The organism is Mucilaginibacter sp. P4_G9 (assembly GCF_056400985.1).
Genome location: NZ_JBFUKF010000007.1, coordinates 30,480 through 47,615, shown reverse-complemented (window position 1 = coordinate 47,615; position 17,136 = coordinate 30,480). Strand labels below are relative to the sequence as shown.

The window sequence follows — 17,136 nt, the reverse complement described above, 5'->3', positions numbered from 1 at the left end:
GTCATGCTGAGCCTGTCGAAGCATAGCGGGTGAAGGCCTCTGCGCGCGACCCTTCGACAGGCTCAGGGTGACAGGCCAACTACTTGCATAAGTAAACACGTCATCACGATTTTTTTCAGGTTCTTACCTGATGGATACTCGCAATGACGATCAGGAGGCGGTTGTGGTATCCATACATGCCATTACTGTTTTTTCCAGCTGGGCTGGTCGGCACTTACAGCAATGACGCGTGGAAATGCACGATTATCTACAATTAAACCAATCCCATACCAACCCTATACTCCTGCTGAACAACCAGCAGGCAATTGACACATAAGCACCCTTCATAAAGCTCGCTTACATATTGCACCTCGTTAAGGGTAAGCTGCACAGTACTGCACTGGCACTTGGTGAATGAATTTGCTTTACATTCAAAAGGGGCCTCACAGCGTTCGCAACGGATGATCTCGTGTTTTGGGTGCATTTTTTTAGTTCGTGGTCGATGGTCCATAGACCATGGTTATGTACGAAGGTAGAGAAAGTTGAAATAATTAATAAAACATCAGTGTCATTAAATATAAACAATTGTGCTGTATGATGCAATCCGTTATTCCCCAAAAAGGCATCAAAAGGAAAAGTCCATAAACCCTGTGGCTTATGGACTTTTCCTATAGTCCTTTATCTTTTGTCCAAAAATCCTTTGTCCAAAAAATTACGCAGAACAAGTAACGCAACCTTCTTCCATCGAGCAGCTTGGGCCTTCCGGAACGTTATCAGCAAGCTGGTTTACATGCTCAGGAATAACTGGTTCCATGTTTGATCCGCCCTGGTTTTCAACAGTGAACTTAACAGCTTGCGAAGCGGCTTGTGTACGCAGGTAATACATACCTGTTTTTAAGCCTTTCTTCCATGCGTAGAAGTGCATTGAAGTAAGTTTGGAAGCGTTTGGCGAGTTGATGAACAGGTTTAATGATTGCGACTGGCAAACATAAGCGCCTCTATCAGCAGCCATATCAATAATGTTGCGCATCTTAATTTCCCAAACTGTTTTGTACAGTTCTTTAATATCGGCAGGTATTTCAGCGATATCCTGTACAGATCCGTTAGCTGTGATGATCTTATCTTTCATAGCAGGGGTCCATAAACCAAGGTTAACCAAATCGCGCAGCAAATATTTGTTTACTACAATAAACTCACCACTTAATACACRGCGGGTGTAAATGTTTGAGGTATATGGCTCAAAGCACTCGTTGTTACCCAATATTTGTGACGTTGACGCGGTTGGCATCGGTGCAACTAACAGCGAGTTACGCACACCATGGTTCATTACATCAAGGCGCAGGTTTTCCCAATCCCAACGGGTGCTGGCAGGCGATACATTCCAAAGATCAAACTGGAATTTACCTTTTGACAATGGCGAACCTTTAAACGTTTCGTAAGCGCCATCTTTTATAGCCAGGTCTTTTGAAGCCGTCATGGCAGCAAAGTAAATGGTTTCAAAAATCTCTTTGTTCAGTTGTTTTGCCTGGTCGCTTTCAAACGGCATACGCAGCTGAATGAAAGTATCGGCCAAACCTTGTACACCTAAACCAATAGGGCGGTGGCGCAGGTTTGAGTATTCGGCTTCTTTAACCGGATAGTAGTTATGATCGATGATCTTATTCAGGTTTAAAGTGGCCTGGTAAGTTACATCATACAGTTTATTATGATCAAATGCACCGTTGCTGATGTAGCGTGGCAATGCTAATGAAGCAAGGTTACAAACCGCTATTTCATTGGCATCGGTGTACTCCATAATTTCGGTACAAAGGTTTGAACTTTTTATGGTACCTAAATTTTGCTGGTTCGATTTGCTGTTGGCAGCATCTTTATACAACAGGTATGGTGTGCCGGTTTCAACCTGGGCATCCAATACGGCAAACCAAAGTTCCTGTGCTTTAACGGTCCGGCGTGCACGGCCTTCTTTCTCGTACCGGGTGTACAATTCAACAAATTCGGCACCAAAGCAATCGGCCAGGCCTGGTGCTTCATGCGGACAGAACAGGCTCCACTCTTCGTTGGCCTCAACACGCTCCATGAATAAGTCGGATACCCAAAGGGCATAAAACAGGTCGCGGGCGCGCATTTCTTCTTTACCGTGGTTTTTGCGCAGGTCTAAAAATTCAAATATATCCGCATGCCATGGCTCAAGGTAAATAGCGAAAGCGCCTTTACGCTTGCCGCCGCCCTGGTCAACATAACGGGCGGTATCGTTAAATACACGCAGCATTGGGATAATGCCGTTGCTTGTACCGTTTGTACCGCTGATGTATGAGCCTGTAGCCCTTACATTGTGGATGCTTAAACCAATACCACCGGCGCTTTGCGATATTTTAGCGGTTTGTTTTAAAGTATCATATATACCATCAATGCTGTCATCTTTCATGGTTAATAAAAAGCATGACGACATTTGTGGTTTGGGTGTACCTGCGTTGAAAAGCGTAGGCGTAGCGTGTGTGAACCAGCGCTCGCTCATTAAATGGTAAGTTTTGATGGCGCTTTCTACATCCTCCTTGTGGATACCTACCGATACACGCATAAACAGGTGTTGCGGGCGCTCAACAATTTTACCGTCAACCTTTAACAGGTATGATTTTTCTAAGGTTTTAAAACCGAAGTAATCGAAACCAAAGTCGCGGTCATAAATGATGGTGCTATCCAGCAGTTCGGCATTGGCCTCAATAACTTCCCATACGTCATCGGCTATAAGTGAAGCATTTTTGCCCGTTTTGCCATCCACGTAATTGTACAGGATGCGCATGGTTTCGGAAAACGACTTGATAGTGTTTTTGTGCAGGTTTGATACCGCGATGCGCGATGCCAGCAAAGCATAATCAGGATGCTTCGTCGTTAGTGACGCGGCAGTTTCGGCAGCAAGGTTATCCAGTTCTGATGTGGTTACTCCATCAAATAAACCTTCAATTACCTTTTTTGCCACATCAATTGGGTCAACCAGCTGGAACCCATAGCACAGTTTTTCGATACGTGCTGTGATCTTGTCGAATTTTACCGATTCTTTTCTACCGTCTCTTTTTACTACAAGCATGTTAGTGGTATTTAGTAGTTAGCACCAGGTAGCAAGACCTGAACCAACTTGTGTATATATTGTATATTGTTAACTCTTATTTTTTGTATCAAGTAGTTAGTATCAGGTAGCAAGACCTTTTACCAACCGGTGATTTTTAGGGGTAATTAAGTATCCTGATACTTGATACTAATTACTTGATACTGACTTAAAAGTCTTCATCCAATGAAAACGCCTTGCTCTCGGCGTTGTTTAATACACCGCTTTTCTGGTAATCGCCAACACGTTTTTCAAAGAAGTTGGTTTTGCCCTGCAGGGATATCATCTCCATAAAGTCGAACGGATTACTTGCACCGTAGTGTTTTTCGTAACCCAGCTCGCCCAGCCATCTATCGGCCACAAATTCAATATACTGGCCCATCATTTTGGCGTTCATGCCAATCAGGTTAACCGGCAATGCATCGGTTACAAATTCTTTTTCAATTTCAACCGCGTCGGTAATGATCTTTAAAACGGCATCGGCACTTAACCTTTTGTTCAGCATTTTGTACAGCAGGCAGGCAAATTCACAATGCGAACCTTCATCACGCGAAATTAACTCATTACTGAAGGTTAATCCCGGCATCAGGCCGCGTTTTTTAAGCCAGAAGATAGAACAGAAGCTACCCGAGAAGAAGATGCCCTCAACAGCGGCAAAAGCCACCAAACGCTCGGCAAAGTTGCCATTGTTTATCCAGCGCAGCGCCCATTCTGCTTTTTTGGTTACACATGGTATAGTATCAATAGCATGAAACAGGCGGTCTTTTTCGGCCGGGTCTTTTATATACGTATCAATTAACAGGGCATAGGTTTCTGAGTGGATATTCTCCATCATGATCTGGAAACCATAAAAGCAACGGGCCTCTGGTAACTGTACCTCGCTCATAAAATTCACGGCTAGGTTTTCATTCACTATACCATCGCTTGCTGCAAAGAAAGCCAGGATATGCGAAATGAAATGTTTCTCGCCCGGATTCAGGTTTTCCCAATGCTTCATATCATCCGAAAGATCGATCTCCTCGGCTGTCCAAAAACTGGCTTCAGCCTTTTTGTACATTTCCCAAATGGCCGGATACTTAATAGGTAGTATCACAAACCTGTCTTTGTTCTCTTTCAGTAATATTTCGTCTTCCTGTATCATTGGTACCTGTTTTTTTTCGTTTTATTTTTACGTAGCGCCATCAGACACCAAAGCGAGCCTTATTATACATAAAGCTCTCGAGTTTTTGTGATTTGGTTTGGTTAACCACAATGGTTTAGCATGTAAATCTCTGACAGCTAAGTGTTTGTATTGTTAGATGACGAGTGCATCCGGCTGTCTGTTGAATACTTTTTTATTGCCTTCTACAACAAAGTTAATGTTTGCTTTGGAAAGCTGTTAATGMWAKYTTTTAACAAAGGCCCGAGTTATTAACACTTAGTRMAATAACTTTTTAAACCATTCAGCGAAACAGAAAATTAATGAACTTGATTACAGCTAATTAAAAATAACCACTAAAATGCATAGTGTAAAAACTTGCCAGATACAATAATTTAACATTATAAATTACTTTACTTAACACCGACAGTTATTGAAAAATGCATAACACCTTTGCTAAGGGTTGATAGGGATTTCGAAAATCGGTCTCAAATACGATCTCAAACCCCGGATGTGGAAAAACAAAATATCCGGGACGATAATCATTACCCGGATATTCCTGAATGGGTTAAAAATTATTTAAGCATTTTGGGCCGATACAAATTTCATCGACACAGAATTTACACAATGGCGGGTATTTTTTGGAGTGAGGTATTCGCCTTCAAAAACGTGACCCAAATGCGCACCGCAATTTGCACAAACAATTTCAACCCGATGACCGTCGGCATCTGTTACTCTTTTTACCGCGCCAGGAATCTCATCATCAAAACTTGGCCAGCCGCAGTGCGATTCAAATTTCGATTCGGAAGTGTAAAGCGGCGTGTCGCAACGTTTGCAAACATATAAACCATGGGCATCATTATTTAGCAAAGCGCCCGTAAATGGCCGCTCGGTACCTTTGTATAGTATTACCCTTTCTTCTTCGGGCGTTAATTTGTTATATTCCATTTATTTATGATTAAGCTGATTATTAGGGGAATTTCACCGATTGATTATTGATTTTATCGATAAGAACCCCATTTTCACCTACATAAAGATACGACAAATTGAGGGCATTAAATGTTTTACAGGGGGATGTTTACATTGGTTTGACGGTGCCGGGAAAGTCGCTTTTACCACTGAATTCCCCTTCAGAGGGCCGGTGGGCTTATATCCAAATGATACTCCTGTATCAAAGGCGGGTTCTCCGGCGTGAGCGTAAAACTTACTTTGATATTGGCATTTTCTCCCTTAATAATAAAATATCCCCTCAATTGATTTTCTGCTATCACATCACCAATACTTGCCGTTTTGCCTGCTTTTGCAAAAGCTTCAGCGGCCGCTGCTTTTAGTTTTTCGGGAAAGTAATCCATAAAAAAATTGTCGGCAAAAATGCCGCTTTCTTTGGCTTTGCTCCAGTCGGCGATAACTTTCAGGAGGTCATTTTTACGCTGGTCAAGTATAACAGAAGGCGGCAATTGGCGTGGTTTAATTCCAGATAGGGCAAGCAATGTATCCAACACCTGCGTGTTAGGGTAGCCTGCGCGCGCATAGGTAAGGTTGGCGAATGAAACCACACCTATACCATAATCGGGCATGATATTCCATTGGCTGCCAAAGCCCGGTAAGCCGCCCGTGTGGCCAATATAAACCCGGTTATCGCAATCTTTGGCCCAGCGCAGGCCATAAGCATAGGCGCTCACATTAGGGCAGGGGCGACCGGTAGTTGTTTTGGCATTGGCCGTTAAATAATTTACATCCCAGGGGTACTGCATTTCGCGGATCGAGCTTCGTTTTATGGGGCCGGTTTCGGCATCATCCCTCGGCGGCCAGGCATCCAGGTGAAGCGACATATACTTGCTAAAATCCTCTATAGTAGTAATAAGGCCTCCCATGGCGCCATAGGCACCATCGTGCAGCAAGGGTTGCTCCACCCATTTATCATCCAGCCAGCGGTACCCCAGCGCCAATTGCTCTTTGGGTACTTTAGTATATTCCCAGTAGGTATGTGTCATGCCCAAAGGTTTCAGGATATTTTCGTTGATGTAGGTTTCATAGGTTTTGCCGGATACCTTTTTGATGATATAGCCCAGTGTAGCAAAGCCAAGGTTACTATACTCGTAGCCTAAACCGGGGTTGTTGGAAAAGGATACACCTTTTTTATAAAGCGCTATCAGCTCATCATCGCTAACGGCCAGTTGCCTGTCGCCCCAGGGATTATCTTCCGGGTAGCCGGCAGCGTGGGTGAGCAGGTGTCTTACAGTTACCGGCGCTGCATCTTTGGTAAGGTACCTGGTATTCTTCATCTCGGGAATGTACAGGTAGGCCGGGTCATCCAGTTTCAGTTTGCCTTCGTCGCGTAGCTTTAAAATGGCCATGGCAGTGAGGCTTTTGGTCATAGATGCAATGCGGAAAGCGGATTTAGAGGTGGCTGCAATTTTATTCGGAACATCGGTATAGCCAAGGCCGCCTACGTGAACCAGTTTACCATCTACAATGACACCATATGCCAGACCCGGCCAATGATTTTTTTCGGCATACTCCTTATAAATCTGGTCGATGACGGGGAAGGTGGCCTCTATCTTTTTTAACCTGTCGGGATCGGTAAAGACGGCGGGCTTGTAGGTTTGGGCTGTGGCTGTTGCGCAACAGGCAAACAACAGGACTATGCCCAATAGTTTATGCAGATTTTTAGTGATCATAAGTTAAAGCTTGATTTTCTAAAAATAAAGAATTTATAGCTGTTAATGGGATATAATATACTAATCCGGCCGTAATATTTAAGGCAGTGGAAATTTTTTGCTATCAATAAAATTGAATTGTTTTTTGAAATAAACTCTCGGACGCTTTTTCAAAAACAATTCCATAATTCTATCAAACACCAGCAAAGGAACTGTTAAATCGGTTATAATTATTTGCTCACCTGCATTAGTATAAATAACCATGTAATCGTATTTGCCGAATTTACCTAAATCCTTTTGCTCATATATTTCAACCCGGTTAATATCTGTTTGGTTGATATTGATTGTATTGTTTTGATGGATGCAGGTAAGTATAGTCCTGTCTTCACTAATTATTAATTGCTTGCCATTATCGTATTTTCTAAATTGCAAGAGTACCCTTACTACATAAATTTGAAAATACAAAAAAGTGCCTGGTATAGATGCTATAATTAACGCAAGGAAAAGATGTTGATACATTTTTATAATTATATAAATGACTAACAAAGTCATCATAATCAACAAACTAAGCTCCACTATAAGCGATTTATTTTTGTAGGTATATTCTTTAGCTGTTTTCATGTCCTATATACGTTACGGGTAAATTTAATTTAAAACAAAACAAAAAAATCCCGGCCAAAACTGACCAGGATTCAAATATGTTTTTCCAGTTCCCCCTTTAGGGGGTTAGGGGACTATAACTTCGCCAATTCCTCTGCCATAGCAGCGCCAATTTCTGCAGGAGATTCTACAACGCGGATCCCGCACTCGGCCATAATTTTCATTTTGGCAGCAGCTGTATCATCGGCACCGCCAACAATTGCACCCGCGTGACCCATCCTGCGGCCCGGAGGCGCGGTTTGGCCGGCAATAAAACCTACAACCGGTTTAGTGCCAAATTCTTTAATCCAGCGGGCGGCTTCAGCTTCCATGCTTCCGCCAATTTCGCCTATCATGATAATGCCATGAGTATCGGGATCATTCATTAATAGTTCAACAGCTTCTTTGGTTGGGGTGCCAATAATAGGGTCGCCGCCAATACCTATAGCGGTAGTGATACCTAAACCGGCTTTAACCACCTGATCAACCGCCTCGTAAGTTAAAGTTCCTGATTTTGAAACAACGCCAACATTACCTTTTTTGAAGATAAAGCCTGGCATAATACCAATTTTGCTTTCATCAGCAGTAATAATTCCCGGGCAATTAGGGCCAATAAGGCGTGCATCCTTATCGGTTAAGTATTCTTTTACCGCAATCATATCCTTTGTAGGGATGCCTTCGGTAATACAAACAATAACCTTAATGCCAGCCTCAGCAGCTTCCATAATGGCATCAGCGCCGAAAGCCGGAGGTACAAAAATGATAGATACATCGGCGCCCGTTTGGTCAACGGCATCTTTAACAGTGTTAAAAACAGGCCTGTCTAAATGCGACTGACCGCCCTTACCAGGTGTAACACCGCCAACAAGCTGGGTACCATAAGCAATCATTTGCTCGGCATGGTAACTGCCTTCTTTACCGGTGAAACCTTGTACAATAACTTTTGAATCTTTATTTACGAGAACACTCATTGGTTTTTTTCGTTTAGTACGGCAAAGCTAAAGTTTTTGTCCGAATGTCAAACCCCCGGGGCAGGTAATTTTATATGTTAACATAAAAGTGACTTTATGGTATTAAATAATTTGCTTTACCAGGCAGGTTTTGGTTGTTTCACCCGATAAAACCGGCGGCCAGGTTTACCGTTACAAGTCCTTGCTTTGCCTTTGCCTGTAGGTCCGCGCCCGCTGTTGGCTTTTCACGCAAATCGCAGATGTAGGTTTCATCCGAGATTTTGTATTTTTAACGCATGAGCCGCAATTATAAATTCAGAAATCCCGAAGGATTATATTTTGTAAGTTTTGTAACCGTTTTTGAGATAGATGTTTTTGTAAGGATGCAATATTTTGATTGCCTGACATAGTGCTGTCCTAAATGCATGGTGCATACTTAGCATGCGGGTCACAAGGCTGGAGCCTTGCGACAGCGGCGGAGCCAAATGAAGATCACGTTATCAAATAATATCGTTATGAAACCCTTTAATAACCGTATGTGTAGACTTTTAATTTACCTGTTAATTCCGCTTATCGCTTCATGCACATTTGAAACAAAATACAACAAAGAAAGATGGCAAAATAGCGATCCGGGATTCCCTTCCGAATATCGGGGTAACATGCTAAACGATTTGACCAAGAATCATAAATTGAAAGGGATGACTATACAACAATTAATAAAACTCTTAGGAAGCCCTGACCGGATAGAAAATAATCTGATCATATATAATATCATAATTAAATATGGTGGCGATACTGATGTTGAATATTCTAAAAAACTAAAGCTATCGTTTTCTAAAGATTCAACAATCACTTCATTCAATGTAGTTGAATGGCATAAAGATTGACCTCAGCTGGGAGGAATGCAGAAAGCAGCACTATTTTTCACTATAGCCCGAAAATTTACCCATTGCTATGCCCTTCGAAAGCTGTCAGAAAAAAACAGACTTAATTGCAACACCCGATTAATATTGTTTTAGTTAATTTAGCAGCATCTAAACATCCTGTTACTTATGAAAACACACAAAAAATTTGCTACACTTATTGCATTTATGTTTTGCATTACTGCCGCCCAGGCTCAATTTGGCGGGCTTGGTAAAAAATTACTGGATAAAGGCACCGAGATGGCCTCGGGCGGTGGTTTAAACAAGATCCTGAAACAGCCGCAGGCCATTACAACCAGTTTTAAAGATGTAAACAAAACAGGTTCCAAACCACCATCATTTATTGAAGGACAGCAACCCGAGCCTTTATACCTTTTACCCAAAGCGCCCGGCGGCGGTTTTAAACTTTGCGCAGGCTTTTTTGAAATGACCAACAAAAGTTATTGCCTGCACGCCGGTACACGTGGGCCAAGCACCGGCGATGGCTATATGCTGGCACCGGTATTGGGGCCCAAGGCCGATGTGGTGATACTGATACTTAAAAATGCCGAAAAACATCCCGACGTAAAACAGCGTAGTATCCAGGTATTACTTTGGGCAATAGTCGCCCGTACCCGTTTTGCTGATTTTGGTACAGATATCAAACTAACTGCAACCATTTTATTATCTCCGCAGGAACTGCTTATGCTGGAGGGGGGCGCGCTGGGTGTACTTCCGGCAAGCCTGGTGGCAAAGGCCAAAGACCAGCTGCCGGCCGCCGCGCAAAGCGTTTTTGAGGCCGAGAACAATATCCGCCAGCTGGCCGCATCGGGTAATGCATCATACGAAGAAATGGAAAAATACGCCATGCTGGCCGGCATAGCTCCGCAACCTAATCCCGAAGTACCGTCGGGCATATGGTCTTTACATCCGGATGGTTATTATATCCGTTATTTCCCGAGTGGGTATCCTGTTACCCGGGTACAGGTTTATGTACCTAAAGAACTGATCAGCACCAAACCCGACCTGGTTTATGACGGCCCTAAAGGTATTGCCTGCCCGGCCAACGTAGGATCGCAGCGCCTTGCCCAAACCAACGAGCCACTAAATGCGGATTACAGCAAAAAACTAAAAACGATTTGTAACCCGTAATACCACAACTATAGCGGAAGTTTACAGGTTATGAAAATAAGACCAGCTACTGAACAGGACTATGATTCCATTTGGGAGATATTCTCAACAGTTATACAAACAGGAGATACGTACGCGTTTGATCCTGAAACTCCTAAAGCCGATTTACAAAAACATTGGTTTGCAAGCCCAATCCAAACGTTTATTGCCGAAGAGGATCATAAAATATTGGGCACCTACATCATGAAGCCCAACCAGGTGGGGCTGGGCAACCATATAGCCAATTGCGGCTATATGGTACATCCTGATGCCAGGGGCAAAGGCATAGGAAGCCTGCTTTGCCGGCATTCTATGCAAATAGCTAAAGAACAGGGGTACCTGGGTATGCAATTTAATATAGTAGTTTCAACCAATCACCAGGCGGTAAAGCTTTGGCAAAAAAATGGCTTTACCATTATTGGCACTACCCCCAATGGTTTCAGGCACCTTCAACTGGGGCTTGTAGATACTTATATTATGTATAGGCCACTGTGATAGCTTAATGCATACTCGTGCGAATTGGCGTAGCCGGGAGAATTTATTGTAATCCTATTTGCTTTAAAATAGCAATGATTGTTATGTCATCTGTTAATTCTATTTCTTTTAAGATAGATTTAACTTTTTCAATATTTTTCTCTCTAACTGCTTTTTCAAACTCATTCATTAAACCGCTTGTATAAAGCCTTTCGTTTACTGTCATTCCTGAATATTTGTTTTCCTGCATGGTAAGTATTGAATTTTTAAAGCCCGGATGTTTGTTTTCATCCTCGTTTTTGTTTATCACTATTCTCGCGTAAGGGATTGTACCGGATACCGGCCCGTGCGCAATGCCTGCAGGCGTATGAGGGGAAAGCCCGGCCCGCTTCTACCAGCGGGATACGCCCGGATATTAAGAGAAAAATATCTAAATAAACCCATCAAAAAACTCCCCCTTCAGGAGGCCGGGGGGCTAAACTCTCCCTCACTTTTCGCAATCACAATAGTTGCCACTCCATTGCCAATTACATTGGTAATGGCCCGGGCTTCGGACATGAACCTGTCTACACCTATCAGTATAGCCAAACCTTCAACAGGGATAATTTTTATTGCGGTAAGTGTGCTGCTAAGCACTATAAAGCCGCTGCCTGTTACCCCTGCGGCGCCTTTGGAGGTGATCATGAGGATGCCAATAATGGTTAATTGCTGGGCAAGTGATAAGGGGACATTAAATACCTGCGCCAAAAATATTACGCACATGGATAGGTAAATGGTAGTGCCATCCAGGTTAAAGGAATACCCCGTAGGGATCACCAAACCGACCACCGACTTGGAGCAGCCAAATTTTTCCATCTTCTCCATCATGGCCGGCAACGCAGATTCGGAAGAGGAGGTACCCAGCACAATCAGTATTTCCTGCCGGATATATTTGAGGTATTGCCACAGGCTGAATTTATAGATGCGGCAAATGATATTCAGCACTACAAAAATGAACAGGAGCATAGTTAAATAAACAGAACCCATCAGCAGCGCTAATGGCTGCAAGGTTTTTAAGCCATACTTGCTGATGGTAAATGCCATCCCACCAAATGCTCCTAAAGGGGCTACCTTCATTACAATCTTCATGATGTTGAAGAACACTTTGGAGAGCTTATCAAACAGCTGGATAACCGATTGACCGGTTTCGCCCATGCGGCTCAACCCAACGCCAAACAAAATAGCGAAGAACAGGATCTGCAATATATCGCCTTTGGCAAACGCATCAAACACATTGCCGGGTACAATGTGGGCAATGAAATCGCCCCAGTGCATTTCGGCAGCAGCTTTTTCATACGCTGCAAGCTTGCTGGTATCTGCAACGGCATGGCTTACAAAACCGGCGCCGGGTTTAATGATATTGGCCACCGTAACGCCGATGATAAGGGCAAAGGTGGTAACTATTTCAAAATAAAGCAGTGCCTTGCCGCCCACGCGGCCAACCTTTTTCATATCGCTCATGCCGGCAATACCCAGCACAATGGTGAAAAATATAATAGGCGCTATCAGCATGGTAATAAGGCTGATGAACGTTTTGCTGATGAGCTCGGCAGTGGAGGCAAAGCCCTTAAAGTTTAGTCCGACGACAACACCGAGGGCAATAGCGATAAGAACCTGGAAGGAAAGATTTGAGAATAGACGTTTCATTGTTAAGCAAACCCCCAGCACCCTAAAGGGGGAGCAAAAGGTTTTACTTTGCCAATATAATAAGTTATTAGTTCTGATTATAACAAAAAAGTTCCCTCGGGTTCCTGTTAAAGCAAAGGGGGAGAGGTGAGAAAACTATTATGACATACATTCAGGTATGCATGATTTTAGAGTGGGGTGTAGATTTTTCGCTGTGCTCAAGAAACAGTTTCTCCTCACCCCGCGCTTAATTCCCTGTCTATTCAGTCAGTAAGCGGGGAATATGAATGTCTTATAGATCGGTTATAACACCTGTCCGGTTTTAACATTAATAGTATAAACATCGCCATTAATGGTAATCTTGGCTTTATGCCCAGCCATGAATACAATTGTTCCCGAGTAGTTCCAGGTGCCTTTATCATAAGTTCCTTTAGTGGCAAATGTTCCGTTTCCGCTTATAATATCAGCACCTGCAGAGCGGTCAATAACCAGCGCCGATAAAGTGAAACTGTATGAACCCGCAATGGTTTTTGTAGCGTTGTTTTCTTTGTAGCTTCCGTTTACAGATAAATTCAATTTACCATCCAACTGAAGCTTTGCACCTGTTTGGCCGGGGTTAAGGCTTTTTAATAAAAAGCTTTTGCCATATTTTTCTGTAAGGTTAACGCCGCTGCCAACTACAACTAAATGTAAGCTATCATTAACATTTACGCTTGATGGTATGTTGTTGGTGCATAAAACCTCGTATTTAATTTTTTCCCACAGATCGAGTTTTGCACTGTCGGTATCAAAGTTAACCGAAAAGGTTGTATCAATTTTAAAACCGCAGCCCACGTGATGGTTTGACTGAACTTTGATTTTGCCTTTGTGTGCAAAATCAAGGTTGCTTGGATAGTCGATACCATCTTCGATGCTAAAGCCGCCCTGTTCGCCGTACAAAGATTCACTAAGGCTGGCAGCCATTTGTGTGCTTACTATTTTGGTGCTTACGGTGCTGGTGTTGGGGTCGTCTTTTAATTTGCTGCAGGCCGCCCAGGTAAATGCCATACCTATAAAGGCCAAAAGGATGAGTTTGTAATTGTGCTTCATGTTTAAGGTTTAAGAAAGTGTTGCCAAATTTAATGCTTATATGGTTAATTACAAATAGGTGGACTAAATAATTAACATCCATAATACCGGCGTTCATTTGTTATTTATTTGTGCACCAGGTACATGCAATGTAGTGTTAAGTCAACAGTACTAAGTTATGAGCCGGATTTGCTCTTTTTTGACTTTGAACTTAAGACTTTCGCCTAAAGGCTAACGTCAATTAAAGATTGACACGACAGCAGCAGCATAAGGATTAAATTGCATAGGCGCGTTTTATGGGCGGCCACACTATAATCAACTAATCGCCAATAAACTACCATACTAATAGAGATTTTCTTAATTTCGCAACCTCATACGCGTAAACAACAAAATGGACTATCAATTTAAGGATATAGAGCAAAAGTGGCAGCAGTTTTGGGCACAGAACGGAACGTTTAAAGCCGAAGATAAAAGCACCAAACCCAAGTATTATGTGCTGGATATGTTCCCATACCCATCTGGTGCGGGGCTGCATGTTGGCCACCCGCTGGGTTATATCGCATCTGATATTTTTGCACGCTACAAACGCTTAAAAGGGTTTAACGTGCTGCACCCCATGGGTTACGATAGCTTTGGCTTACCGGCCGAGCAATACGCCATACAAACCGGGCAGCACCCGGCGGTAACCACCGAAGAAAATATTGCCACCTACCGCCGCCAGTTAGATCAGATAGGCTTCTCTTTTGATTGGAGCCGTGAAGTGCGCACCAGCTCGCCAGATTATTATAAGTGGACACAGTGGATTTTTATGCAGCTGTTTAACAGCTGGTATAATAAGGATGCTGATAAAGCCGAATCAATTGCCAAACTGGTTGAGCATTTTGAGCAAAAGGGTTCAGCCGGCATCAACGCCGTATGTGATGAAGAAATATTGAGTTTTACTGCCGGTGAATGGAAAGCGTTTAGCAACCCGGAGCAGCAGTCAGAACTGTTAAAATATCGCCTTACCTACCTGCGCGAAAGCACCGTAAACTGGTGCCCCGCTTTAGGAACCGTATTGGCAAACGACGAGGTAAAAGACGGCTTTAGCGAGCGCGGCGGCTTCCCCGTTGAGCAAAAGAAAATGATGCAATGGAGCATGCGAATTACCGCCTATGCGGAAAGGTTATTGCATGGATTGGATACCATCGACTGGCCCGAGCCGCTGAAAGAAATGCAAAGGAACTGGATAGGCAAAAGTACCGGAGCGTCAGTTAAATTTCCGCTTGACAAAACCACTCACCATTCATCACTCACCACTCACAATTACATCGAGGTTTTCACTACCCGCGTAGATACCATCTTCGGCGTTACTGTTTTGGTGATAGCGCCCGAGCATGAATTGGTGGCTACTTTAACCACACCTGAGCAAAAGGCAGATATTGATGCCYATATAGCTGTAACCAAAAAGAAATCGGAGCTTGACAGGATGGCTGATGCCAAAACGGTTTCGGGCGCGTTTACCGGAAGCTTTGTATTGAATCCGTTGAATGGCGAAAAGATCCAGATCTGGATTGCCGATTACGTTTTAGCCGGATACGGTACCGGGGCTGTAATGGCCGTGCCATCTGGCGATCAGCGGGATTATTTGTTTGCCAAATATTTTAACCTGCCGATAGTACCTATCCTCGATACCCAAAATATTGAAACCGAAGCCGACCCGACCAAGGAAGGTAAATACATCAACTCCGACTTTATGAACGGGTTGGATTATAAAGAAGGTACGGCAGCCGTTATTGCCAAACTGGAAGAGATTGGAGCCGGTAAAGCAAAAGTAAATTTCAGGATGCGCGACGCTATTTTTGGCCGCCAGCGTTACTGGGGCGAACCAGTGCCGGTTTATTTTAAAGAGGGCTTGCCACATTTAATTGAAGAAAGTCACCTGCCATTGTTATTGCCCGAGGTTGACAAATACCTGCCAACTGAAAGCGGCGAACCGCCATTGGGCAGGGCCGAGAATTGGAAACATGAAGAAGGAGAATACGAATTGAGCACCATGCCGGGCTGGGCAGGATCAAGCTGGTATTGGTACCGTTACATGGATGCGAAAAACGATAAGGAGTTTGCATCAAGAGAAGCTATTGAGTACTGGAAAGATGTGGATTTATACATAGGTGGATCTGAACATGCTACCGGCCACTTGTTGTACAGCCGTTTTTGGAATAAGTTTTTGAAGGATATTGGTAAAGTAGGAGAGGAAGAGCCTTTCAAAAAGCTGATAAACCAGGGCATGATACAGGGTAGGAGTAATTTTGTATATCGTTTGATTGATGAGGAAGGGCGCGGAACAAACACATTTGTTTCTCACGGCCTTATTAAGCAATATAAAACTTCGCCATTGCATGTTGATGTAAACATCGTGGAAAATGAGATCCTAAACATAGAGAAATTCAAAAAGTTTAGATCTGAATTTGATACTGCGGAATTTATACTGGAAAATGGTAAATATATCTGTGGCGTCGAGGTTGAAAAGATGTCAAAATCCAAGTTCAACGTAGTTAATCCAGACGATATTATTAGCCGTTACGGTGCCGATACCCTGCGCATGTATGAAATGTTCCTTGGTCCGTTGGAGCAAAGCAAGCCCTGGAATACCAATGGTATTGAAGGCGTGTTCAAATTCCTGCGTAAATTCTGGAGAATGTTCCATAACGAGGCTTGGGAGTTTAGCGTATCTGGCGCCGGGCCTTCAAAAGCCGAGCTGAAGTCATTACACAAGATCATCCGCAAGGTGGAGGAAGATGTTGAGCGTTTCTCGTTCAATACTTCAGTTTCCAGCTTCATGATCGCGGTAAATGAATTAACCGACCTGAAATGTAATAACCGCGCGATATTGCAGGATATGGTGATCATCCTGTCACCCTATGCTCCGCATATTTGCGAGGAATTATGGACATTATTGGGTAACCCGGCCGGTAGTTTATCGTATGCGTCGTTCCCTAAGTTCATCAGCGCTTATTTAATAGAGGATGAATTTGCTTACCCGATATCTATCAACGGTAAAATGAAGATGAACCTCAATATTTCATTGAGCCTCGACGTAAAGGAAATAGAAACTACCGTTTTAGCCAACACCGATGTACAAAAATACCTCGATGGTAAAGCGCCTAAAAAGGTGATTGTAGTTAAAGGCAGGATTGTTAATATGGTGGTGTAGGATAGTGAGCATTTTGTTTGCATGGCTATTCTGGTTATTGGTGGGAAGCGCCTTGCTTAAAACTTTCCAAAAAAATAGGTTATAAACGGTAGTTCTGCATTATTATCTTCTTAGTGTAACATATACATGACAATTTGCACTTTAGTAAAAAAAGAAAGGTTTACGGTGTAACATTTAAAGTATTTTCGCCTC

14 protein-coding genes are annotated in these 17,136 nt (G+C 43.2%); 4 read left to right on the top strand and 10 right to left on the bottom strand.

Annotated features, from left to right (window positions below):
- Nucleotides 1-253 precede the first annotated feature (253 nt).
- The 7 genes from AC1DPZ_RS01815 to sucD all read right to left on the bottom strand — a co-directional run bounded on the left by AC1DPZ_RS01815 (nucleotide 254) and on the right by sucD (nucleotide 8,490).
- Nucleotides 254-463, bottom strand: a complete 210-nt coding sequence (locus AC1DPZ_RS01815) for a cysteine-rich CWC family protein (protein WP_477400831.1) — start codon at nucleotides 461-463, stop codon at nucleotides 254-256.
- A gap of 228 nt (nucleotides 464-691) precedes the next feature.
- Nucleotides 692-3,064, bottom strand: coding sequence for a ribonucleoside-diphosphate reductase subunit alpha (locus tag AC1DPZ_RS01810; RefSeq protein ID WP_477400830.1), 2,373 nt, complete (start codon nucleotides 3,062-3,064; stop codon nucleotides 692-694).
- A gap of 187 nt (nucleotides 3,065-3,251) precedes the next feature.
- The gene (locus tag AC1DPZ_RS01805) at nucleotides 3,252-4,223 is read right to left on the bottom strand and encodes a ribonucleoside-diphosphate reductase small subunit (RefSeq protein ID WP_477400829.1); all 972 of its coding nucleotides are present in this window, start codon (nucleotides 4,221-4,223) and stop codon (nucleotides 3,252-3,254) included.
- A gap of 576 nt (nucleotides 4,224-4,799) precedes the next feature.
- The gene (locus AC1DPZ_RS01800; protein ID WP_477400828.1) at nucleotides 4,800-5,168 is read right to left on the bottom strand and encodes a methionine-R-sulfoxide reductase; all 369 of its coding nucleotides are present in this window, start codon (nucleotides 5,166-5,168) and stop codon (nucleotides 4,800-4,802) included.
- Between the two features lie 182 nt (nucleotides 5,169-5,350).
- Nucleotides 5,351-6,901 (bottom strand): serine hydrolase domain-containing protein, encoded by a 1,551-nt coding sequence (locus AC1DPZ_RS01795; RefSeq protein ID WP_477400827.1) that lies wholly within the window; start codon nucleotides 6,899-6,901, stop codon nucleotides 5,351-5,353.
- A 78-nt stretch (nucleotides 6,902-6,979) separates the two neighbouring features.
- Nucleotides 6,980-7,501, bottom strand: a complete 522-nt coding sequence (locus AC1DPZ_RS01790) for a PH domain-containing protein (protein WP_477400826.1) — start codon at nucleotides 7,499-7,501, stop codon at nucleotides 6,980-6,982.
- 113 nt (nucleotides 7,502-7,614) lie between these two features.
- Complete coding sequence (sucD, locus tag AC1DPZ_RS01785) at nucleotides 7,615-8,490, bottom strand: succinate--CoA ligase subunit alpha (RefSeq protein ID WP_477400825.1); 876 nt, start codon at nucleotides 8,488-8,490, stop codon at nucleotides 7,615-7,617.
- A 515-nt stretch (nucleotides 8,491-9,005) separates the two neighbouring features.
- Between sucD and AC1DPZ_RS01780 the strand changes: the two genes are divergently transcribed.
- The 3 genes from AC1DPZ_RS01780 (at nucleotide 9,006) to AC1DPZ_RS01770 (ending at nucleotide 11,036) form a co-directional block, all read left to right on the top strand.
- Nucleotides 9,006-9,356, top strand: coding sequence for a hypothetical protein (locus tag AC1DPZ_RS01780; protein WP_477400823.1), 351 nt, complete (start codon nucleotides 9,006-9,008; stop codon nucleotides 9,354-9,356).
- A 165-nt stretch (nucleotides 9,357-9,521) separates the two neighbouring features.
- Complete coding sequence (locus AC1DPZ_RS01775) at nucleotides 9,522-10,523, top strand: hypothetical protein (RefSeq protein ID WP_477400822.1); 1,002 nt, start codon at nucleotides 9,522-9,524, stop codon at nucleotides 10,521-10,523.
- Between the two features lie 30 nt (nucleotides 10,524-10,553).
- Nucleotides 10,554-11,036 (top strand): N-acetyltransferase family protein, encoded by a 483-nt coding sequence (locus tag AC1DPZ_RS01770; RefSeq protein ID WP_477400821.1) that lies wholly within the window; start codon nucleotides 10,554-10,556, stop codon nucleotides 11,034-11,036.
- 43 nt (nucleotides 11,037-11,079) lie between these two features.
- On the opposite strand, the gene AC1DPZ_RS01765 is transcribed toward AC1DPZ_RS01770, so the two are convergent.
- The 3 genes from AC1DPZ_RS01765 to AC1DPZ_RS01755 form a co-directional block, all read right to left on the bottom strand.
- A complete protein-coding gene (locus AC1DPZ_RS01765) occupies nucleotides 11,080-11,325 on the bottom strand; it encodes a hypothetical protein (RefSeq protein WP_477400819.1) in 246 nt (81 codons plus the stop codon).
- Nucleotides 11,326-11,474: 149 nt separating this feature from the next.
- Nucleotides 11,475-12,701, bottom strand: coding sequence for a C4-dicarboxylate transporter DctA (dctA, locus tag AC1DPZ_RS01760; protein ID WP_477400818.1), 1,227 nt, complete (start codon nucleotides 12,699-12,701; stop codon nucleotides 11,475-11,477).
- A 282-nt stretch (nucleotides 12,702-12,983) separates the two neighbouring features.
- Nucleotides 12,984-13,769: a hypothetical protein gene (locus AC1DPZ_RS01755; protein WP_477400817.1), complete on the bottom strand. Its 786-nt coding sequence runs from the start codon at nucleotides 13,767-13,769 to the stop codon at nucleotides 12,984-12,986.
- Between the two features lie 370 nt (nucleotides 13,770-14,139).
- Here AC1DPZ_RS01755 and leuS point away from each other — a divergent pair, with 370 nt between their 5' ends.
- Complete coding sequence (gene leuS, locus AC1DPZ_RS01750) at nucleotides 14,140-16,944, top strand: leucine--tRNA ligase (protein WP_477400816.1); 2,805 nt, start codon at nucleotides 14,140-14,142, stop codon at nucleotides 16,942-16,944.
- Nucleotides 16,945-17,136 lie beyond the last annotated feature (192 nt).

Coding starts and splice junctions, on each gene's coding strand:
- sucD (WP_477400825.1), bottom strand. CDS start 8,490: ATGAGTGTTCTCGTAAATAAAGATTCAAAAGTTATTGTACAAGGTTTC.
- AC1DPZ_RS01800 (WP_477400828.1), bottom strand. CDS start 5,168: ATGGAATATAACAAATTAACGCCCGAAGAAGAAAGGGTAATACTATAC.
- AC1DPZ_RS01770 (WP_477400821.1), top strand. CDS start 10,554: ATGAAAATAAGACCAGCTACTGAACAGGACTATGATTCCATTTGGGAG.
- AC1DPZ_RS01815 (WP_477400831.1), bottom strand. CDS start 463: ATGCACCCAAAACACGAGATCATCCGTTGCGAACGCTGTGAGGCCCCT.
- AC1DPZ_RS01755 (WP_477400817.1), bottom strand. CDS start 13,769: ATGAAGCACAATTACAAACTCATCCTTTTGGCCTTTATAGGTATGGCA.
- AC1DPZ_RS01775 (WP_477400822.1), top strand. CDS start 9,522: ATGAAAACACACAAAAAATTTGCTACACTTATTGCATTTATGTTTTGC.
- AC1DPZ_RS01780 (WP_477400823.1), top strand. CDS start 9,006: ATGTGTAGACTTTTAATTTACCTGTTAATTCCGCTTATCGCTTCATGC.
- dctA (WP_477400818.1), bottom strand. CDS start 12,701: ATGAAACGTCTATTCTCAAATCTTTCCTTCCAGGTTCTTATCGCTATT.
- AC1DPZ_RS01790 (WP_477400826.1), bottom strand. CDS start 7,501: ATGAAAACAGCTAAAGAATATACCTACAAAAATAAATCGCTTATAGTG.
- AC1DPZ_RS01795 (WP_477400827.1), bottom strand. CDS start 6,901: ATGATCACTAAAAATCTGCATAAACTATTGGGCATAGTCCTGTTGTTT.
- AC1DPZ_RS01805 (WP_477400829.1), bottom strand. CDS start 4,223: ATGATACAGGAAGACGAAATATTACTGAAAGAGAACAAAGACAGGTTT.